At 50.4% G+C, this 21,461-nt stretch carries 20 protein-coding genes; 8 read left to right on the top strand and 12 right to left on the bottom strand.

Annotated features, from left to right (window positions below; all coding sequences use genetic code 11):
* Nucleotides 1–34 precede the first annotated feature (34 nt).
* From OCU14_RS04305 to OCU14_RS04295, 3 genes are all read right to left on the bottom strand, one after another.
* The gene (locus OCU14_RS04305) at nt 35–1,048 is read right to left on the bottom strand and encodes a polysaccharide deacetylase family protein (protein WP_261809950.1); all 1,014 of its coding nucleotides are present in this window, start codon (nt 1,046–1,048) and stop codon (nt 35–37) included.
* Between the two features lie 121 nt (nt 1,049–1,169).
* On the bottom strand, nt 1,170–1,547 hold the full coding sequence (locus tag OCU14_RS04300; protein WP_261809949.1) for a hypothetical protein: 378 nt from the start codon (nt 1,545–1,547) through the stop codon (nt 1,170–1,172).
* 76 nt (nt 1,548–1,623) lie between these two features.
* Entirely contained in the window at nt 1,624–2,220 is a 597-nt protein-coding gene (locus OCU14_RS04295; protein ID WP_261809948.1) for an NAD(P)H-binding protein, read from the bottom strand.
* 321 nt (nt 2,221–2,541) lie between these two features.
* Here OCU14_RS04295 and OCU14_RS04290 point away from each other — a divergent pair, with 321 nt between their 5' ends.
* The gene (locus OCU14_RS04290; RefSeq protein ID WP_261809947.1) at nt 2,542–3,852 is read left to right on the top strand and encodes an NCS2 family permease; all 1,311 of its coding nucleotides are present in this window, start codon (nt 2,542–2,544) and stop codon (nt 3,850–3,852) included.
* Between the two features lie 88 nt (nt 3,853–3,940).
* On the opposite strand, the gene OCU14_RS04285 is transcribed toward OCU14_RS04290, so the two are convergent.
* Both OCU14_RS04285 and cls read right to left on the bottom strand, forming a co-directional pair.
* A complete protein-coding gene (locus tag OCU14_RS04285; RefSeq protein WP_261809946.1) occupies nt 3,941–7,030 on the bottom strand; it encodes a YfhO family protein in 3,090 nt (1,029 codons plus the stop codon).
* Nucleotides 7,031–7,409: 379 nt separating this feature from the next.
* Nucleotides 7,410–8,867 carry a cardiolipin synthase gene (gene cls / locus OCU14_RS04280; protein ID WP_261809945.1) on the bottom strand — a complete coding sequence of 486 codons (1,458 nt, stop codon included), beginning with the start codon at nt 8,865–8,867 and terminating at the stop codon, nt 7,410–7,412.
* Between the two features lie 119 nt (nt 8,868–8,986).
* Between cls and OCU14_RS04275 the strand changes: the two genes are divergently transcribed.
* Nucleotides 8,987–9,139: a hypothetical protein gene (locus tag OCU14_RS04275; RefSeq protein WP_261809944.1), complete on the top strand. Its 153-nt coding sequence runs from the start codon at nt 8,987–8,989 to the stop codon at nt 9,137–9,139.
* A 186-nt stretch (nt 9,140–9,325) separates the two neighbouring features.
* On the opposite strand, the gene OCU14_RS04270 is transcribed toward OCU14_RS04275, so the two are convergent.
* On the bottom strand, nt 9,326–10,162 hold the full coding sequence (locus tag OCU14_RS04270) for a DNA/RNA non-specific endonuclease (protein ID WP_261809943.1): 837 nt from the start codon (nt 10,160–10,162) through the stop codon (nt 9,326–9,328).
* A gap of 261 nt (nt 10,163–10,423) precedes the next feature.
* On the opposite strand from OCU14_RS04270, the gene OCU14_RS04265 reads away from it, so the two are divergent.
* The 3 genes from OCU14_RS04265 to OCU14_RS04255 all read left to right on the top strand — a co-directional run bounded on the left by OCU14_RS04265 (nt 10,424) and on the right by OCU14_RS04255 (nt 11,590).
* On the top strand, nt 10,424–10,966 hold the full coding sequence (locus OCU14_RS04265; protein WP_057878246.1) for a hypothetical protein: 543 nt from the start codon (nt 10,424–10,426) through the stop codon (nt 10,964–10,966).
* A 73-nt stretch (nt 10,967–11,039) separates the two neighbouring features.
* A complete protein-coding gene (locus tag OCU14_RS04260; protein WP_261809942.1) occupies nt 11,040–11,207 on the top strand; it encodes a hypothetical protein in 168 nt (55 codons plus the stop codon).
* A gap of 77 nt (nt 11,208–11,284) precedes the next feature.
* Entirely contained in the window at nt 11,285–11,590 is a 306-nt protein-coding gene (locus tag OCU14_RS04255) for a transposase (RefSeq protein ID WP_261809941.1), read from the top strand.
* 78 nt (nt 11,591–11,668) lie between these two features.
* Here OCU14_RS04255 and OCU14_RS04250 read toward each other — a convergent pair whose 3' ends face one another.
* From OCU14_RS04250 to lepB, 5 genes are all read right to left on the bottom strand, one after another.
* Nucleotides 11,669–12,208, bottom strand: coding sequence for a TetR/AcrR family transcriptional regulator (locus OCU14_RS04250; RefSeq protein ID WP_261809940.1), 540 nt, complete (start codon nt 12,206–12,208; stop codon nt 11,669–11,671).
* Nucleotides 12,209–12,328: 120 nt separating this feature from the next.
* Entirely contained in the window at nt 12,329–13,660 is a 1,332-nt protein-coding gene (locus tag OCU14_RS04245) for a C1 family peptidase (RefSeq protein WP_261809939.1), read from the bottom strand.
* Between the two features lie 166 nt (nt 13,661–13,826).
* On the bottom strand, nt 13,827–14,282 hold the full coding sequence (locus OCU14_RS04240; RefSeq protein WP_261809938.1) for a MarR family winged helix-turn-helix transcriptional regulator: 456 nt from the start codon (nt 14,280–14,282) through the stop codon (nt 13,827–13,829).
* A 59-nt stretch (nt 14,283–14,341) separates the two neighbouring features.
* Nucleotides 14,342–15,013: a YczE/YyaS/YitT family protein gene (locus OCU14_RS04235; RefSeq protein WP_261809937.1), complete on the bottom strand. Its 672-nt coding sequence runs from the start codon at nt 15,011–15,013 to the stop codon at nt 14,342–14,344.
* A 273-nt stretch (nt 15,014–15,286) separates the two neighbouring features.
* Nucleotides 15,287–15,871: a signal peptidase I gene (gene lepB / locus OCU14_RS04230; protein WP_057878240.1), complete on the bottom strand. Its 585-nt coding sequence runs from the start codon at nt 15,869–15,871 to the stop codon at nt 15,287–15,289.
* Nucleotides 15,872–16,093: 222 nt separating this feature from the next.
* Between lepB and OCU14_RS04225 the strand changes: the two genes are divergently transcribed.
* Nucleotides 16,094–17,344 (top strand): multidrug effflux MFS transporter, encoded by a 1,251-nt coding sequence (locus OCU14_RS04225; RefSeq protein ID WP_261809936.1) that lies wholly within the window; start codon nt 16,094–16,096, stop codon nt 17,342–17,344.
* A gap of 233 nt (nt 17,345–17,577) precedes the next feature.
* A complete protein-coding gene (locus OCU14_RS04220) occupies nt 17,578–19,404 on the top strand; it encodes a DUF5776 domain-containing protein (protein WP_261809935.1) in 1,827 nt (608 codons plus the stop codon).
* 44 nt (nt 19,405–19,448) lie between these two features.
* Here the strand turns inward: OCU14_RS04220 and OCU14_RS04215 are convergent, their stop codons facing one another.
* A complete protein-coding gene (locus OCU14_RS04215; RefSeq protein ID WP_261809934.1) occupies nt 19,449–20,660 on the bottom strand; it encodes a phthiocerol/phthiodiolone dimycocerosyl transferase family protein in 1,212 nt (403 codons plus the stop codon).
* A 158-nt stretch (nt 20,661–20,818) separates the two neighbouring features.
* Between OCU14_RS04215 and OCU14_RS04210 the strand changes: the two genes are divergently transcribed.
* On the top strand, nt 20,819–21,343 hold the full coding sequence (locus OCU14_RS04210; protein WP_261809933.1) for an acyl-CoA thioesterase: 525 nt from the start codon (nt 20,819–20,821) through the stop codon (nt 21,341–21,343).
* Nucleotides 21,344–21,461: the final 118 nt, after the last annotated feature.

Raw genomic sequence — 21,461 nt, 5'->3', positions numbered from 1 at the left:
AGACACCGTCTCGACCCCTTTTTTATGATCTCTATTACTTACCAGCTGTCCGATAGTCATGTGCCCCAAAGTACTGGAGTCCTGGCAATGCCTGATAATTCAACAATTGACTCACCGTCACCAGCTTGTATCCCTTGGCTTTCAGCCGCTTGATAATCGTTGGTACGGCGGCTACTGATTGTGAGTGGATATCATGCATCAACACGATGGACCCACCTCTAGTGGCGTGCATGACAGAATTAATATCTTTTTGCTTATTCAAATAAGCCCAGTCACGAGAATCAACTGACCAGCGGACGATCGGCTGTTCAATCGCGCGACCCTCGGCAGCCGTGATATTCCCATATGGCGGCCGAACGTATTGTGGTAATGTTCCCGTCGCCTTGTAGATGGCCTGGTTCGTCCGGATAATCTGTGCTTTCGTCTTAGCTGTCCCGATGGCATTGAAGTCTGGGTGATTCCACGAATGGTTCCCCAGCTCATTGCCTCCGGCGAGCACGGCCCGTGAGATCTGTGGGTAACGGCTGACACTCTGACCAACTTCAAAGAAGGTTGCGTGAACCTTGTACTTCTTCAGTGTCTTTAAGAGGCGTGGTGTGAGCGTCTTGTCTGGCCCATCATCGAAGGTTAAGGCAACCAACTTAGACGTTTTAACTGACTTGGTCCGTTGTGCCTTTGGCAGATAACGATTACGAATCTTCCCCTTCAAGTCCTTGTAAGGGACCGTGACGTTCTTTAACTTAAATGAATTTTTCTGCAAACTGACTCGTAGTCCCTTGGTGGTCAGTTTTCCCTTCTTATTCATGTGATAGGGCAAGCCCACCTTGTAAACCGCCTTAACGCGACTACTCTTCGATTTTGTCTGCTTGAGAATCTCTTGCCGCGTTGCCTGTCGAATGGCCGCGAGTCGATGGGCATTGTTATTCGTGAGTTGGCCGTAAGTGACTGCCTTGGTCGTCGCCGCATGCCCGGTCACCGGCACCCCAACTAGCCCAAAGGTTAGTAAGGTTACCAGTACCCCACTCATCATCAATTTTCCTTGTTTCATCATAACCCCTCCTCAAGGGTAATCCCCTAAACTTACCTCCATTTTACCAGCCTTAGCCCGCGACCAGGTCCCAGATGTCTTACAAAAATGGCAATAAAAAAGTAGGCTAACCGAGGTTAACCTACTTGCTAGCAGCATCCTCTGGAGGATTGACCGCTTGATGATTCTCTTTTAACACTTCGTTGGTATAGTATTCCAAATCGGCAAGGACCGTTTCGCCGTCCGCCTGCTGTGCCGCCATATTTTCGGCGACTGCCCAGCGAGCCAAGGCATCCGTAATCGGAACAATGTCCTGAATAACCGTCATTTCGGAATCAGCCGCATGCTGCTCCTGAATAGTCCGAAAACTTTCGATATCCGTAATCAATCGCAGGACCTTTCCCGTTTCCTTTTCAACGGATTGAAAGATCACAAAGTGGGCCTGCTGGTTCGCTTCGTCCATCCGTTCACGAATTGCTTGAAGTTGTTGATCGTCTATTTTAATTGCCAATGCCTTCACCCCACTGCCCTTATTCTAACAAACTATGCGCGTGAGCAAACCCTTTTCCATGAAAAAAACAAACTTTGTGTGGTTTTTAGCAAATTGCGATCGATTGATAATCGTAACCACCGTTGATGAGCACATCCGTTGCCACAGCCGCAACCGTTTCTCTCGCCACTTGGCCAGTTGGGACGGGATGGCCCTCTGGAATAATCTGGGCATCTTCTTCAGGGCGATCAACCATCGCCACTGGCCGCAAAATCGTATACGGAAATTCCGCCTCATCTACCAGCTTGGCCGCATAGCGCTGTTGATTCAGGTACTCATCTGTGGCTGAAATGCCCGGATAAGTCAAATCAACCTCATGATCCACGCCGGCAGTGCTTAACATGACGAAACGCGGATAGGTCAGTCGCTGGTGATACTGGGCGTCAAATAAGGCCTCGAAGGCCAGGTCGACATCCATCCCCGTCAGTGCCGAGAAGACAACCGGTTGGTCCTGTAACGGTGCCTGGTAGGTGGCTTCTTGGCGGAGATCACCCGTGTATTCGGTCACGCGGTTCGCCACACTGGCCACCAAATGTTCTTGTGGGGTATGCAGGAGCCGGACTGCACCCGCATCGGCCGCCAATAATCGTTCGGCTACGCTTTGACCCACGGCCGTTGCGCCAATAATTAAGAAAGTTGTCATCAATTCTCGCTCCTTTTTACTTGCCTCCCAGTGTACCAGAAAGCCTCACCAAGAGATAACGACCTTACCAATTTTCATAAATTTTCAAGATTTATAACGGTGTAATCCTTCTATGATTGCTGTGACCGACAACCGTTCCGAGCCACGCAAATCACATCCAACATTAATCCGAACATTTATTTTATAAAATAAATGTTAATTCGTGATTGCTTCTAAAAGTGAAAAATGTTAAGCTCTTTAAGGAGTGTTTATCGACAAATACACGAACGATAGTCATTAATGTTCGTCTTTTAACCAAAAACTGCTGAGGAGTGCTGCTTCATGCAAAAGATTGCCAACTATTTTCATTTCAATGAGTTAAATACCAACTTTAGAACCGAGATTCTAGCCGGCCTCACCACCTTCGTTTCCATGGCCTACATTCTCTTCGTTAATCCACAGGTCCTGGGGGCCTCCGGGATTAGCCAAGGGGCCGTGTTCACCGCGACCGCCTTTGCCTCTGCCTTCGGGTGTTTCGTCATGGGAATCATGGCCAACTACCCCATCGCCATTTCAGCCAGCTTGGGAATCAACGCCTTCTTCGCTTACTCTGTTGTTATTGGCATGAAGGTGCCGTGGGAAACGGCCTTAGCGGGAGTCTTCGTGGCCTCATTACTCTTCATGGTTTTGACAGCATTCAAGCTCCGTGAAATGGTTGTTGATGCCATTCCACGGGACCTCAAGATGGCCATTAGCGCTGGTATTGGCTTATTCATCGCCTTCATCGGCCTCAGCCAAGGGGGCCTCGTTGCCGCCGACAAGTCTACTGTGGTCACGCTGGGTTCTCTACAAGTTGGAAGTACCTGGTTAACCATCTTTGGCCTATTAGTAACCTTGATTCTCATGAGTGCCAAGGTTCCCGGAGCCATCTTTATTGGGATGGTGGCCAACTCCATTCTAGGTCTTATCACGGGTCTAATTCCGTTACCTAGCCACCTGATTGCCCCAATTCCTAGCATCCACTCCACCTTCCTGGTGGGATTAACACACATTGGCAGTATCAACTCGATTCAACTCGTTGTGGTCGTCCTAACCTTCCTGCTAGTCACCTTCTTCGATACCACCGGGACCTTAGTCGGCCTGGCCGAACAAGCCGGATTAGTTAAGGACAACAAGTTACCACGGATTGGTAAAGCCTTAATGGCTGATTCCAGCACGATGGTTGTGGGGTCCTTACTGGGGACCTCCCCAATGGGCGCCTTTGTCGAATCATCCGCCGGTATCGCCGTGGGTGGTCGAACTGGTTTTACCGCGATCGTCACCGGGATTCTCTTCATCTTCGGCGCCTTCTTCTCCCCACTCTTGGCTGTCGTGACCAACCAAGTCACGGCCCCAGCCTTGATCATCGTTGGGGTTCTCATGGCCCAATCCTTAAAGGGTATTCACTGGGAAAAATTTGAAGTCGCCGCACCAGCGTTCTTGATTGTTTTGGGAATGCCCCTGACTTACAGTATCTCCGATGGGATTGCCCTAGGCTTCATCACTTACCCGCTGACCATGATTGCTGCCAAGCGTGGCAAGGAAGTGGGCCCCATGATGTATGGTCTGGCTGTAGTCTTTGTCATCTTCCTCTGGATTTTAAATGCGGGCTAACCCGCCTCAAATTAAAGACAGCGTGACCAGGTAAACTGGTCACGCTGTCTTTTTAATTTCGGTTAATTTCCTGGGTTATAGCTGCCTTTTATTCCCGCCGATAACGCCGCCAGCCTTGAATTACTACGCCACTGGCCAGACTTATGCTCCCTAGAATGGTCAGAATCCAGCCCACCGCAAGTCCCGGTGTCCGGTAGGTCAGTTCGATATGGTGTTCGCCGGCCTTTAACGGTGCCCCCACGAAGCCATCATTGACGACTTGGGTTTTGACTGCCTTACCATCAACGCGTAACCGCCATCCGGTTGAATAAGGAATCGAGGTAGTCAGCCAGCTTGCCTGGGTATTGTCGACCGTCCCCGTAACCCGGTTGTCTCGAACCGTAGCGGCTCGAATGCCCCGATACTGAACGGCGTGAACCTGACGATCGTAGCTCTTGCCATAAGGCATAGCGATCAGTTTGACCTTTTTAAAGTCAATCTGGCGGGTCGCATTAAACGTCACATCAACCGTCTCCCGCCGCTGTTTCGAATAACCAAGGTTCAAAAGGACGTTGTGCTTAGGCTCGTAATCCGAGAGATTATCGATCCCAAATTGAGAAAAGCTATTGCGGCCATTGCGCGTCTTCGCTGTGACCCAATAATCTCCGAGATCAGGGGTCCGAACGGTTTCCCGCCACGAATCTAATTTCGTTAGCGCCGAGAGTGGGGTGTTCCCCAAGATGCTTGAATTTTCCTGTTGTTTGAGTTGTTGGCGGGTCGACTGCCTGGTGGCACTGATGCCATCAAAGGCCAGATACAGTTCAGTTCCCTCAGCCTGCTTAGGTCGTTGAATCGTCAATGTATACTGAATTGGCTGGCCCTGAACGTCACTCGTCACTTGATGAAGGCCCGTTGCGTTAGCCTGAGCATTCCGTAAAACTATCCGCTGATTGGCCTTGAGGACCCGCTGGAGCGCCGCCTGATTCTGTTTAATCTGAACGATCGGCCCGTAGGTTTGCTCATCCTGGCGGCTCATGAGGCCGTTTTGGTCCAGGGTCAGTTTAGGCGCCTTCAAGGTCTGGCCAAAGGTCGCCAGCTGCTTGTCATTGAGGGTCTTCTTTTGGCCAACTTCGGCCTGTTTCAATCGATACTGAATAACCTTATTCGGACTATCCAGCACGGGGATCGTATTGGCCATCACCGTGTAGTTCAGGGTGCGTGCCGGCGAATGATAGCTGGCCTTGGCAACCTTGGTTTGCTTACCAGGAACCACCGCGGCTTGCGTCAGACTACGCTCACGATCGACCGCCGATAACCGACGCCATTGCTGCTGCGTCAGTACCTGCGACTGCGTGTAAATTAAGGGGAAGTTCAAACTCGTGGTCAAGCGCCGCGTCCCCGTTCCATTTGAGAGGCCATAGACGGACTCTTCTGGATAAATTCGCTTGCCGGCATGGTATCCATACGGCAGTGCCGCGCCATTTTGCACCTGATCGTCTCTGGCGAAGAGCGTCTTCACTCCGAGAACTTGGTTCAGCGTGGTGCGCCCGTCCAGTTGACCCAGGGGTGAGTTCATGGCATATTCCGCATTTTTGACGTCCTGACTAAATTGGCCCAGATGCCCATTTTGGACGGAGAAGTATGACATCACCCCGTGAAGATCGTGGGCCATGGTCATGTTGTTCCCTACTGTCCGCTGTAAATTAAAGTTAGGGGCCGTGTTAACCCGACTAAATGGCGTTTGACTGAGACCTTGTTGTGCTCCATCAAAATACGCCGTGATGTAGTGGGTGGCATCCTGATTTCGTAACTGCTGGGTTGCCTGTACCCCGGCATCGGGATCATAGTACCCCCAGGCATTGCTGATCAGGTTTAACCCCACCAACGTTCCCAGCAGCCCCATCGCCCAGTGTCGTGACCATTGACGGCCACCAACGACAACTACTACCAAGGCCAAAAACAACCCATAGGTAATCAAATTTCGCCGCGGATTGCTGAAAACAAACCCATTGCTGGCATACACCACCAGAATTAAAGCCGCTGCCAGTCCCGCCAGGAAACGCCGATCACCTTTGGTCAGACTAAACAAGTGATCCCCCAGAACCATCGTGGCCAGGTTAAAGGGAATCGTGGCCAAGAGTAACCAACGATTGGACGGTGTCGACATGACATTAAAGAACGCCGCCACGGCTGGAAACGCGAGTCCCACCACGATGAGGCCCAGTGTCAACGCCAAATAACGATATTGGCGCCAATGCCATAACGTGTAGCCACATCCCAGAAAGGTGAGGCCACTCATCCCCAAGATGGCCCAGTAATTAAGGACGTTCCCGGTAGTTAAGACCGCGTTTCCCAGAGTCAGGTAGTAACTGGCTGGATAGACCCACAAGCCATTGGCAAATGTCGACAGTGTCCGCGTCGACTGCAGCATCATGACCCCAGCCGGTACCAGTAGCACGCCGGCAAATAATAATCCCGTGATCGCGGCAACCACCAATTGCCAGCAGAGTGTTCGAATTTTAATGGCTAGTCGGCCTTGGGACCGCAGGCTAAAGTAACGAATCACCGCGTAACAAAGGCTACCCAAGCCCAATATGTAAGCAAAATAAAAGTTACTCAAAACGGCGAGTCCCGTGAAGAGACCCAACCAACGCCAGCCCTTGCCGGCAAAGACGCGCTCGATTCCCAGTAAGAGTAGTGGGAACCAGAGCATTGGTAAGATGAAGAAGGGATGGTGCACGCCAATCATTAGGGAATACCCCGTGAAGGTGTATGTCAGTGTCCCTAACAGCCGACTTCCCGGCGTAAACGCATAACAACGACTGAAAGCCAGAAAAGCTAAACCGGCCGCGTACAGGCGCAAGACCACCAGCACCCCATACCCCGCCTCCATCAGACGTAACGGGAGGAGCGCTAACACATAGGCAAAGGGATCACCCAGGACATAGTAGGCCAACGTGGTCAGTTTATCGGCCCCCAAGCCGAAGGTCCATGACCAGCCAGCCACGCCCCCTAGACCTTGGCGATAGAGGATCTGATGAAATGTACGCATCAATGGATAGTGCTGATTGACGCCGTCCATGTTCCAAATCAAGGTTCGGTTGGCCATGGCCAACACCCCAAAGCTCGCCGCCGCAATGATAGCAAAGGCGATTGTATATAACAGCCACAGCGGCCAACGATGTCGCGCGATCTTCATCTTGTTTCCTCCAATACTCACAGTTAACTTACCAGCGGGTAAACGCCCCGACTGGTCCCCCATTTTCATTGACCAGTTCAAACGCGAGATTTCCCCGCCATGGTCACCTATTTTTAAAAATTGATTTTACCAAATCCGGATTAAAATTTGCTGGGGAATGACCGGATTCATCCCTCGATTTTATCCCTTTAAAAAGCATCTCAGAAATCCAAAGAGGCGAGGACCTGGGTCCTCACCTCTCACACATACTACCTATTGCTGCTGCGGGTCTGCCCTGCCAACCGACCGGTTCACCCGGCCTCAATCCGGTGGCTAGGCACCATGACCTTCAACGCCCCCATCATACCACCCGTCCCCGATCAACCACTACTGAAGTGGCTTATAAGATTGGTGATAGCAAACGTGAGGCCGTTTGCTTGAATTTCAAGTAGGCCGACTGCTGGTCGAACATCTCAGGTGTGATCAATTCACTATTGCGAATATCCGTTTCATAAATGGCGGCCAGCTGTTGGGCAATCTGTTCGTCGTAAATAAAGGCATTGATTTCGAAATTCAACTTGAAGCTCCGGTAGTCCATATTGGCGGACCCCACGGAGGAAATCTTCCCGTCGATAACCATCGTCTTGGCGTGAATGAACCCGTCATGATAGTAGTAAATCTTGACACCGTCGTCTGCCAATTGGCGCGCATAGTACTGCGTGGCCCGGTAAACAAAGGCATGGTCCGGCTTATCTGGAATCATGATCCGCACGTCAATACCGGCCATCGCGGCGATCCGCAAGGAGTCCAAGACACTATCGTCGGGAATCAAGTATGGCGTCTGAATCCACAGACTCTTCTCCGCCGTTTGAATCAACCGCATGTACCCCATCTTAATCTGTTGTAAATCGGAATCCGGTCCACTAGAAACAATCTGGAGACTCGTGGTCCCTTTGACCTTCGTGATTGGGAAGTATCGCGAATCGATGCGATCGTCAACGAAGGGATGGTCACGATCAGTGGCGTTCCAATCAAGCATAAAGCGCGCCTGGAGTGAGAAGACCGCGGAACCCACGATGCGCAGATGCGTATCGCGCCAGTTACCGAACTTTTTCTTTCGCCCGAGGTATTGGTCGCCAATATTGAACCCACCGACGTAGCCAACCTTGCCATCAACCGTCACAATCTTCCGGTGATCGCGGAAGTTCAGACGGAAGTCAATAACGGCTGAACGAACGCCCAGGAAGGGCTCCACGTGACCGCCCACGTCCATCAGGGGTTTAAAGAACCGTTTCCAAGTCCCCATCGATCCCCATGGATCGTAGATGACACGAACCTCAACCCCTTCAGCGGCCTTTTTTACCAAGAGATCGAGGATGTCATTCCCGATCTGATCGTTGTAAAAGGTGTAAAATTCGATATGAATGCTGGATTTGGCCCCTTCGATATCCTCCATCATCGTGTGAAAGAGGTCGTGTCCATTGGTGAAGATGCGCACGCGATTCTTACGAGCCAAAAAGGCCTGATCGGTTTCCATAAACATATTCACCATGTTGATGACCGAATGGCTAATCTTATCAGCGGGCATGATCTCCGTTCCCAACTGTTCGCGTTGCTGGTCCAACCGTTCATTTAACTGAACAGCCACCTGCCGTTGCAGTCGAAACATTCGGTTCTTCGGTAGTTTTCGCCCGATGAAGGCGTAGGCAATAAACCCCACTACCGGCAGTAAAACTAACACTAACATCCAGGCCCAAGTTGCCGCGATGTCGCGTTTTTCCCGGAAGACCGTCACGAAGGCTAACGCCGTATTCAAGATGACGATAATATCCAGGATCAGCACAAAATTCACGTTCACCAGTAACCCTCCTCATTAAACATTTTCTTTTTTCATCATACGCCAATCCGTGTAAATGTCTTTAATTTTCTTTAAATTTTACTTGCTTAACCTGAAAAAATTTTAGGAGGTCATTCATCATGCCCAGACTCTTTGCCCTACTCGGCGGCCTACACGGCACCGGAACTTTCCGTGCCATCCGTTGGATCTTCCGCGACAATCCCACTGTTGGCCTGATCCTACTGGCCGGAGTGGTTCTCTATCTCATTTACCGTTATATGAATCGCCACTAAAGAGTGCGACAAAAGGCGGTTAGTCAATGAGCATTAACGTCGATAGACAAATAATCCTGGTCTTGGATTGTTTGTCTATCGGGGTTAAGCGGAGTTGACTGCCTTTTGGCGCACGTTTCAACCGCGTAAATTTAGAGACGCAAGAAGGGTCTGGGATTTTCCCCAGACCCTTCTTAAGTTCTTAGGCTAAAAGGCTGCCGCGGGATCGCCAAGTTGGCTACTCCCATTATCATAGTTAATCTTGATGCCAGCTTGAATGTTAAAGATGTAGACATTATAAGAAATGCCCTTGCCCTCAACGGACTCGGCCTGCATGTGCACGCCGCGAGCTACCAATTCGTTCCCCCGAAAGACAGGTTGAACCTGGTAACGAATGTGGTTGGTCGGGTTGGCCTTCAGATAACTCGCCACTGGATTCTCGTAGGCCGTCATCCCCGGGTCATTCAAAGAACGCGTCCCAGTCATCAGATTCTTCAGGTTGTTATTCTGACCAGTCAATTGGTACCCAATCAGGTGACTCCGATTATACAAATAACCCCGCTTACCATTAACCGTATAGGGCTTATTTCGCCATCCGGTTGGGTTGACGTACAAGGGTTCTCGCTTGGCCGTAGGCATCGTTGACTTGCTTAGCATGGCATTGGCCGTCGTCACCCGATTAGCGGTGTCTAGGGCCCCATATTTCGCCCAGGACCCTTGCTTAAGGGACAGGTCAGCCTTCGTGAAGGTTGGATTATTATGATTAACCGCCACAATCTGGGTTCCCGTATACTTCAACTCGGCGAGTTTCTTAGTCGCCACCGACTGTTTCGGTGCCTGTGTCCCGCCATTTTGGCTAGACTGACTGCTCGACTCTCCTGTAATCTGAGTGACCGCATTGCTCGCCGTCTGGGTGAGCTTCTTAGCTGTCGGGTTCCCTTGTGAGCTCAGCCCTCCGATGCCGCCAATCACAATCAGCAGAATTGCCGCCACAATTGAGGTCCGCCCGCGGCGGCGCCCCCTGTGGTAATGTCGCTTACTCATTTCCAGTTCCCCTCTCTCAATCCGTTCAAACTCTCTGTCACATTTTACCAGAAAAACATACGTTCGTCTGCTTTTTTCATGAATCCCCGATGAAAGTTTTAATTTATGCGTGCTCATTTTCTCCTCCTAACCTTAACGCTTTTTTAACGGGCCCCGTTCAATTTTAAGGTGGCTGTCATGCTATACTATGGGTGGATAAAGCGGCGCCATTTGTACGTTACTGTAAAAACTGTTATCATTTTTAGATGAGGTGATTGGATAATGAAGAAGTCCCGGATGTTCACTGCTACCCTAGGTTTACTGGCGATTTTAACCATTGGCCTAGCGGGTTGCAGCAGTAAGAGTAGTGACTCAGGCAGTACCCAACAAGCAAGCTTTAAAAACAAAACAACTAAGAAGGCTGACGTGAAGTCTACCCTGACCCAGTCTAAACAACTTTGGTATGTGACCGGTTCGGTCAACGCCAAGAGCAATTCTGGCCTAGAAGCCTACAAGTTCAACAAGGACGGAAAAGTTACCGTCTACAACGTGAACAAGTTCTACAAGACTTTCAGCGCGGCTAAGAAGGCCGATGCCCTTAACAAGGAAGGCACGTTGGCCACGACGTTTAAGACCAAGGGTCAAAAAACTGAAATCTCCTTTAAGGGGAAGTTGTCGGATATTCCGATGACCCAGAAGTTTACGGTTAAGACAACCCTGACGGGCAAGAACAAGGCAACCCACTTGAAGGTCGCCGGCTATCACATCGCCCGTGACGTCGATGAAGACGTGACGAAGGCTGTGTTGGTTAAGGTTGCTGAATAACCAATGAATCATTGAGCCCGGGATGTTTCCGGGCTTTTTTCGTGACTAAGATCACAGGAGGTGCCCCATTAAGATGCAAAAACTATTGGCCTGGATCGGTGGTATTCTGGTTACGGGGAGCATCCTCGCCTACGAATACTATCGTCATCTGGGAATCATCCCCATGTTGGAAACGATCGTCCTCGGAATAGCCGCTGTTCTCAGCATCTTACACCTGTTAAGTTATTGGCATCGACGTTAATGATGTTTCACGTGGAACAGGTTGGCTGACAGGACTGCCCCTTTGGGTTATGATGAGTCAAAGGAGTGTGATTGCTGATGTTAAAGCATAAACTGATCACAGATGTCGCCGAACCCCTAGCCGCTCACCACGATGATATGAAAACCCTCGTGACTGAGAATCCTTGGCTGATTCCTGCGACCCTGTTCATGGAAGTTCTGCCCGCCACGGTAATTATTCACGGTTATTGGAAGAATCGTCAACTCAAGAAGCAACTCCAAATCGAACGGGAACATACCAAGCAGCTCCAGCTGGAACAACTTAACCAGCTGCGTCCCGGCCACCATGCTGATGGTCGACCTCGGCCACTAGCTCACCACCGGCCGTTCCATCACGATAGTTAAAACTTTAAAAACTCAAAAATCGGTCAACAGCCCTGGGTAACAACAGGTGGTGTTGACCGATTTTAAGTTATGCCTCAACTACAATCCCTTTTCGATTAACCGCCAGATAGCGTCAAACCGATCCGCATAGTCCGGATCGTTCCACGTTTCCTTAAAACTCGGTACCGTGAAGATAGCAAAAGCCGACATGATCGCCTCGGCTTTTAAATGAGTTGGATCGTCATATCCCATGATGTCATTGATCTGGGCGTAGGAACCTTGAAGCAACTCACGTAAAACTAACGGCCGTTCGTCGATATATTTGGTATTCAACGCGAACATTCTCGGGTCCTGATTATAGATTTTCTTTTTAAGCGTCACGAACTGCCACAACCAATCCCGCAACCCTGACTTGGGATCTTCTATATGTCGCGTAACGTCGATCTGATTAAAGACCTCAGTGGTAAACCACTTCGTCAAGACGGCCGTCCACAACTCATCCTTATTTTTAAAATGCTTATAGAGCGCGGGATGGGTAATATCTAATTTTTCGGCAATCTTAGCGAGAGTCACCGTCTCGTTATTCTTTAAAAGATCCTCTGCCGTTTTAATAATAGTGTCATTATTTACACGGGCCATCCTATCACCTTCTTAACCTTTTAAGTTTTAGTGTAGCACAGGGAACCCGCAACGATCGATACGCTACAGCTTAAACAGAAAAAACGATAACCACCACATTCGGCGATTATCGTTTTTTAATTATTGTAAGGAATCCCAAGCAGGCAAAACCTCTGGCGTCGTGGCCAACAAAGCTTGTTGGTCAGCGGTCAGGAAGCGTTTGTGCACGACGACTTCGTAGACGAAATCATCCATCCACTCGTCGGTCATGACAAAGTATCCTTTGTCGCCATTCTTCTCGCCCCAGCTGTTTTCAACTTTCCAGCGGGTCGATTCGTCATCAACCAGGTCAACTCCAGTCAGCGTCATCGCGTGGGTCACCTCAGCCTCATGGGTCGCGAGACGGTCGGCTTTACTCAGGCTCAGGTCAACTCCGAAGAGTTCCGCAGTCCGGTAAAGTTGGCTATCAAGGAAGCCCCGTTCCCGACTCATCTGTTGGAGAACATCATTTCCAAACCACACGGCTTCTCCGGCTTGGAGTTGCGCACTAGCGGCCTGCTTCAACACGTCCATCGGCTCGTTGAGGAAGGTAATGTTCTTCCCACCGACAACGTTATCCTGGCTAGGCAGGCTGTAGAAGTGGTCAAATGGCTTGTCAGGTGAGTTAGACAGCACCACGTAGTCATCTAAGTCGACGTCGAAGTACTGATCGAAGAAGCGCTTAGGCGTGAGGCCCGGAACCCGGTGGTAGCCTTGCTTGTCATCTTTATATTCTAAATCAAAGGTGGTTGGTGGTTCACCGAAGGCATAGGCTGCCATCCGGTAAACTTCTTTCAAGGCCGCCTGACGAGCCGCAGCAATGTCGGCCTCGCTGGCACCATCGGCAACTAACTGGCGAAGATGTAAGGCATCTTTGCGCAACTTCAGGTTTAAGGCTGCCGCGAAGGCCGTCGTGTTGTTGGCAGTAAAAGATTCGGGCATGACGCTGGTTGGCACCACCCCATACTTTTGAACCAGGGCCGCACCCATGGCCCATTGGCCACCGTCATCGTCGGGACGGCTCAGGTAGTAAGCCACTTCGCGGTCATCGAGGGGCCGATCAGCCGTTTTCAAAATGTTAGCGTAGAACATGTTGGCCCGTTCCACTTTGTCCCAGAAGAAAAGGTAACTCTGGGATAACTCGAAGTCTTTCACGTTGTATTGTGCCGCAAATTGATGGCGAATCGTATTTAACACGGAGAAGAGCCAGCAACGACCAGAGTGTTTCTGGTTGGCGACTTTCCCGGTATCGAGTTCGACGGAAAAAGTCCGGTTTAATCGCGTGACAGCCTGTGGATCCTCGGCAGCCGCTAAGACCCCGTTTTTAATGACGGCGCGCCCAATGACATCGTGAGCGGGTTGGGTCTGTAAATCGGCATGTAAGGCCGCAATTTCGGCCGCCGTTAAAGGATAGTTCGTTTGCGTTTCTGGCATAAAATAACTCCTCTCTCCTGTTTCATGAGAAATCTCATGAAAATCTCATAATAAAGCATGAATTCATTCTAACGCTTTCCGGTAGCGGACGCAACGGGAAGTTATCACTAAAAAAGTGGGAAAAAAAAAGAGACCAGGACAGCTGTCCCAGTCTCCATACCACAACTCAATCTTGATCTGTTACCGTTTCATTATCCACGGCCTGTAAGGCCACTTGCCGAATAGCCGCGACCAATTCATCATGCTGGTCCGCTGGAAATTTCGCCAGCAGGTCATCGGCCACGGTCTGCCGCAGATGTAAGATGTCGGGATAAATCCGCTCCCCCCGTTTGGTCAGTGACAGCTCGTAGATCCGTTTATCCGCCTTGGACTGTCGCTTTCGGACATAGCCCAGGTCTACCAACTGATTGACCGCCCGCGTCACATTACTGGGATTCAGGTAAGTCATACTGATTAACTTGTCCTGCGTCAGGCGGGGTTGCTCGTACAATCGCAAAATATAATAATACAAACTGGCATTCAAGCGATACGGCTGTAAACACCGATCTAGTGCGATTCTCGTATAGCGGTTGGCAATCGACAACCACTTAATAATATCCGAATCATTTTCCGTGGTAGCCATTGCCACCACCTCCCTCTCTCTAATTACGTGCGCAAGCATATTCTAAATACGCTTAGAAGTCAAGCTGCTGAATGGGGCGTCATCCCCGTCGATTTTGTTTGAAAGTTATGATGGAGATGCGGCCAAACGAGGCGATCCGCCAAGCCAATCAGCACCCCATTGAAGAGTAACGTAAACAGCGTTCCCCAGTTCACGGCATACAACTGATGGGTATTCAGCCAGCTCACCAGAATAATCGCTACCGGTGGTGTAAAACTCAACAGCTGTGCCTTCACAACATTCCCACGGCAATACAGGAATCGGAGAATATTGGTGGTGTCGTCGTTGGGATGCATCACCAAGTTGGCCCGCTGATAGAGCGAGATCGCCGTACAGAAGATACAGATCCCAGTCAGGGCCAGCAACAGGCGAACCCCCGCATTCAACCGCATGATGCCCAGCCGATCAAAGAGCCCAACGAAGAGATCCACGAACGAACTGAAGAAGAGAATGAACCCTATCTCGCCAAACAGTCGACGGGGATCCCAGCGATGAATCAGAAATTGATTGGCAACCGCCGCCAGACTGCTAATAATGGCGATCCATAGGCCGACACTGCCGCCAAGCCAGTGACTCAGGTTAACCTCAGACGCCGTCCAGGGGCTTGTCCCCATGTTCGAGGCCACCGAGAGACCGTTGCCAAAGGCGTTGACCACCAACCCCAGAATCAGCGCCAACCAGCGTTGTTGCATTGAATTTTTAATGACGACTCATCTCCAAATTTCAGAACTTTTACCCGATTAGTTTAGTCCCGCTATTGGCTTGACGTAAAGTGGTAAAACCAAAAAGAGTGGGAAAAAAGGCGGTTAGCTGGTGAGCATTAAGGCTGATAACCGAATAATCCTGGGCTTGGATTGTTTGGTTATCAGGTTTAAGCGGAACCAGCTGCCTTTTGTCCCACGTTTCGACCATATAATTTGAAAACACAAGAGGGTCTGGGATTCATCCCAGACCCTCTAATTTTATTAGTAAGCCAGTGAATTCACATTGGCCCGTTTCGTCTTGCTAGAGGCCCAGACTGGCACCTTGACCACGCCCAAGACCTTATCTTTCTTGACAAAGCCCCAGTAACGAGAATCGTTGGAAACACTCCGGTGATCCCCTAAGACAAAGTATCGGCCCTTAGGCACAACCGTGGTCCCACTGCCCCAGTGATAGGTCTTCTGCAGGCTAGCCAGCGTCCAGTTCCCAGTACCGGCAGTCCGTTCACTATCGCTGATGAAAGACTGTTTAATCTTCTTGTTATTAACGTAAATATACCCGTTTTTGCTGCTAACCTTGTCACCAGGTAAACCAATGACCCGCTTCACATAGTTGGTCTTAACCTTGGCCGAAGGATCTTCACCGTGGGCATCGAAAACGATGACACTCAGATGTTTGACCTTAGATTGCTTCAAAGCAAAGACTTTTTCGTTGTTGTTCAGGTTAGGCTCCATGGAAGGCCCATCCACTCTAACACGGGTAAAGACAAATGCTTTCAGTGCTCCGGCAATGGCTAACCCAATAATGATGGGAATGAGCCAACTGGCAACTTCCTTTAAGACTTTCATACTGGCACTCCTTATTTCTCAACTAGTTTATATTTGTTATTATCATACACCACCCCGGGAATTTGTCCCATCTCCCAGTTTAGCGGTCGCTTCTAATCTTACCATTTACATGGAAAAAATACCCCCGCTTTCCGCGAATTTAATCCATTTGATATGGAATTGCCAACTGACCGTAAGAACCACCTTGCAAATTCCCGAATTTCCGTCAATAATGAAGCATACGTGCCAACTTACATACTAACCACGACTTACGACTATATGAAAGGGCTGACTTATTTGAATCCTACTCTTACTCGGCGCCGCCAACTCTGGCTGACTCTCCTCTTAGGGACCGTCAGTGCGACCGGCCCGTTGGCGATTGACCTCTATCTGCCGGCCCTGCCCCAGATGCGCACCCAATTCGGCACCAGCGCCTCGCTCATGCAACTCAGCATCACGGCCTGCCTGATTGGACTCGCACTAGGCCAACTCATTGCCGGCCCCCTATCGGACCAATACGGGCGACGTCGACCGCTCATCGCGGGTTTCATCATCTTCGGCCTGGTTTCTCTGGCCATGGCTTTTATTCAATCGATTACGTTGCTTATTATCCTCCGCTTCATTCAGGGGCTCGCCGGGGCGACCGGCCAAGTCATGGCTAGAGCCGTGGCCCGCGACCTCTTCTCGGGGAAGCGGTTGACCCGCTTCTATGCCCTGCTCAATACAGTCAATGGGGTATTCCCAATCATCGCCCCAATTATCGGGGGCTTCATGATTCATTACGTAGACTGGCAAGCCATCTTCATGTTACTTGCCGGAATTGGGTGGATCATTGCCCTGGCTGTCGCCTTGGGTCTCAAGGAATCTCTACCAGTCGATCAACGTCAAACCGGGGGCTTCCATGCCTCGCTGACGTCGATGGCCCAACTGGTGGTCAAACCCGCCTTCTGGCCGTTGATTCTCGCAACTGGCCTGGTCTACGGGGCCCTCTTCAGTTACATCTCGGCTTCGACGTTCGTCTTTCAAACCGGCTTCGGCATGGCACCGCAGATGTTTAGCCTCCTGTATGCCTTTAACGGCCTGGGGATCGTCGTCGGCAGTAACCTGCCAGGACATCTGGCCAAACGCTTCACCAATCGCCAACAGGTGACGCTCTTCCTATCACTTGCCTCTGGGTTCAGTGCGCTACTAGTGGGGACCTTACTATTCCCCGCCAACGTCTGGGTCGTCAGCGTCTTCATCCTGATTTTAGTCGTCCTCATCGGGGCACTCCTGACCCTCACGGTAACCCTCATCATGGACCGTGCCACCAGCAATGCCGGTGGGGCTTCGGCCGTGATTGGTCTGGCGCAGAACGCCTGTGGGGGTCTCGCATCCCCGTTGGTCGGGTTGTCCGGTCAATCCTACGCGGCCATGGCCATCATGCTCTTCGTTTGTTCTGAAGGGGCTTTGGGTCTGGTTACTTATCAGGAAAAACATACACCGGAAGCTTAACAATTTTATAAAATAACTATCTGAAACGATCACCGATTGGTGGTCGTTTTTTGTTGGTTTGATGACAGTTTATAAACGTCATTAGTTACCATCGACCAGTTACGTAAATTGAATTTGTGAACTAAATCACGATGTCAGCATTCATCAATAATCTTGTGCTAGGATGAAAGTGTAAGCGCTTTATTGATTGCTATTATTTATCCATTTAAAAAATAGGATTGAGGATGATCTCTATGAAAGCATGGTTAAAGTTTCGGACACTTTTCTTGAGCCTGGGCATTGTTCTCGGCATCTTCAGTTTGTTTTTGATTGCCACACCTCTCCCGGTCAAGGCCGCTACGGACCCCGACTATGCGGGGCGTATGTCCCGCATCAACGTTAGTGGAACACCAGTTACCTGGACCTTAACGGATGGAACGCTCACGCTTAATAGTGGGTTTCTAGGCGACTATGATAATAGTTCTCCAGCCACTGAAACGAGCGGACAGCTCATTAAAAATCTAAAAAACTCGACTATGACTGGCGGAACCGCTTTACCAGTTGACGAGGACGGTAATCCAGAAACTAGTCTGGTTGGCACTGACTTCACTGATATGATCGCTGCCATTACAAAAATCGATTTAGCTGGCCCAATTCAGTTAGGACTCAAGGGAAGTAGCGATGGAAACTACGCTGGCTATCTCTTTGCGGGACTACCCAACGTCAAAACCTATAGTGGCCTAGACAATCTTGACCTCTCTGACGTAGACGATCCTACTGGACTCCAGTACATGTTTGCCAACAATCCCAGTCTGATCACCTTTACGGCCCCAAAATTTGATGTCACGGCGGATCATAATATTAACGATATGTTTGCTGGAGATAGCTCACTAAAATACGTTGATCTCTCCCAGATAGCTACTCAAAATGTCACCACTTGTATGGGCTTATTTCAGGAAAATATCGCACTGGAAACAGCTAACCTGGCTAACTTTGGTGTGTCACCAACCATTCTTGCCGCAACTTCGGGAATGTTTACCGGAACCGACAAGTTACGTAATCTTACTTTGAGCCCCCAGATTCACTTCGGAACCTCACTCTTGACGCGACCTGATTTGACACCAGACTTTCTACCTCAAACTGACTTCACCGGCACCTGGCAAGCCGTGGGTTCTGGTAAAGTTGACTTTATTAACAACGACCCGACCCAGGGCTATCTCAACTACGATCCCCAAGGAGAAAAAGATATTACTAACGATGACCTCCTGAGTCGTTATCCCGCAAGCGGATCTGACATTCCTACCAATGTCACCTACGTCTGGCAGCCCGTTACCCCAATCATTGCGCCCGTCTCACCAGGGACATCAGCACCGGAAACTAAGCCGGATCAAGCCGTTGATCTGGATCCCTATTACGTTGTTGCCGCACACAAGATTGGCCTGTATCGGACCCGTAACTTCACGACGGCTTCCCGTTTGCATTGGTTCGTGAAGAAGCCCCAGATGAAGCGCCCGACCTTTACCATTATTGGCACGGCGACTTCCGTCAATGGCAATCCACGCTATCAGGTTCGCGATACCAATCGTGGGTCCAGCACCTATGGCAAGACCGGTTATATCACCGCCAAACCGACATTTGTTACGCCTAAATTTATTCAGAAGGCACCCGATCACATTACCGTGATCTCTATCAATGGCTATAACAATGCCAAGCTTGCTAAGAAACAGATTCACTATACCCAAGGGACAGTTCTCACGGTTAAACAGGTTGTCACCACGGGGCACGTGACCCGCTTCCGTTTGGCAAATGGTCACTACATTACCGCTAACCGCCGGCTGGTCACGACTAGCAAAGTCAAGCTGCCAACGAAGGTTAGGAACAAGGCCACTATCAATCGCTACACCAATGCCAATCTAACCACGCGTAACCACCACTACTCGTGCAAAAATCCCCACGTATTCAAGATTCTTGGTTGGGACTACTCCCATGGTTCAAACACCAAGGTTGGCGGCACGTTACGTTACCGTGTTGCCGGCGGGTACATTACCAGCAATCCTAAACTCGTCACGACACTTAAATAGCAAAAATCAGTCTAGCCGCTAAGTTTCACCGGTTAGACTGATTTTTAATTTTCCTGGCCCCACTGTGTGAGCTGAGTCACCATATTCTTTAAAATTTTAATGCCGAGTTGGTAATCTGGCTCGGAACCGACCATTCGAAAAGCTAACGTCCAGGCGTTGTGATAGGCACTGACAGTTAGCTGGAAGTGCGGCATCGTCTTGTAGGCGCCAGCAAAGTAGATCTGCGTGACCGCAATGTCGCCAAAGCTGAGCCGCGTCTGATCCACGTGACCGAAATTAGCGAACGAGACCGCCCCGGGTTGACGGCGTTTAGCGGCCAGTCGCCGAATCATTTCCGGTGAGAAGGCGCGATTCAACCGTCTGATTTCCATCAAAGGCGATAGGTAGGCCCGCGACTGGCGCAGGTCGCTGATCGTCTGCTGGGTGCGTTGCGCTAACGTCGCCAGGGTGTCACCATCGCTCACCGTCAGTGGAATTGGCATTTCGCCGGTCAGATTGGCCACCTGAACCACGTTAGCGGCCGCTACCGGCCCCTGGAGGCGCAGATCCACCTGGTAGGGGATGACTAGCTCGCGTTCACCTGTGAGGGCAAACAGAGCCAAGGCATACGCCGATAACAAGACGGCGTTCATCGTGACGCCTTGTTGGCGGGCTCGTTGTCGCAGACGCTTACTAGTGGTCCGTGGAATCAGAGCCTCTCCTCGGTGATGATGCACATCCCCAGCGAGCTCCGGAATCGCCTTCTGACTTGCCAGGGCAAGATCAGCGAGACGCCCGCGATCTGGTCGCCGTAAGTGCGTCAAGATGCGACGACTACTGCGTTCATTCACAAAGTTGGATAAATCCGCCCCATCATAGGCGGCGGCTAGCAGATACAGGTAGTGTTTAAACCCCTCGCCATCCGTCAGCAAGCGACTCATGATCAATCGCAACTGATCGTAGTCCCCGTGATGGATGACCTGAATTTTCAGTTGGGGACCGTGCAACACATCCAGTCGGCCACGACCGGGGTCGTGACTCGCCGTAAATTCTTCGATCACCTGGTCACTAGCCAAGCCATCAACTTCAAACCGATTCTTTCGTAAATTATACCGTCCCAGGACTTGGGGAACGACCGTCTGGGTTGCCACAACCGCGGCCTTTAACCGATCCACATCAACTGGCTGCATCAGACTCAGCGTACATTCCAGCAAGGGATAAGTCTGGGCCACGTCAAAAGTGGGCAGTAAGTCCATTGGTTCACCACGATAATTCAAACGATCACCCCTCCATCCTTAATTACGCTAAGTATAGCAAACTGGCCCCCGCCACCCCTACAAGTTCGTCTAGATATTGCGAAAAATTAATAATCCTGTAACGTGACGGTCTGTTACACTGAAGGCATAACTTTAATTCAGATGAGGTGACTGCTTCTATGGCTGATTCAAAACCATCCGTATCCTGTAACGCAACACTTATTATGACAACCCACCGGGTCTTTCAACCCGATTTAAACGAGCACCAGTCCGTTTTTGGTGGCAAGATTTTATCATTGGTTGATGATAGTGCCTCAGTGGCTGCCGTTCGTCTAACGCATAAGACCGTTGTGACGGCCTCGTTTGACCATGTCAGCTTTCTCCAGCCCTTTCATCTCGACGACTCCATGATTCTGACCGCTTACGTCACCGGTACCGGGACCCGCTCTCTCGAGGTCTTCGTCAAAATTGTCGGAGAAAACCTGACCACCGGCGAGCGCTTCGTTGGCTTCACCTGCTTCATTACCTATGTCATTGACGACCGGAGTGTCACCACGCCATTGCCTGGGATAACGCCAGTTACCGCAGAGCAGCGCTACATCTGTTCCGGCTACGGCCATCGCCACGATCAACGCGCCATCCGCCGCCAGGAACAGCGTGACCTCAATAGCCATGTGACGACCGACTCCCCGTGGACCGAATAATGTTTCATGTGAAACAACTGGTATTAAAAAATCGGCTGGCTTAATTGCCAACCGATTTTTTAATTCAATATAACTATTTGTAGAATAACACCTGACCGATTAGCTACGGCAACTCTCC

Origin of the sequence: Levilactobacillus humaensis, assembly GCF_024345185.1 — a bacterium.
In the GTDB taxonomy this organism is placed as follows: Bacteria; Bacillota; Bacilli; order Lactobacillales; family Lactobacillaceae; genus Levilactobacillus; species Levilactobacillus humaensis.
This window is presented reverse-complemented; position numbering and strand designations above follow the sequence as displayed.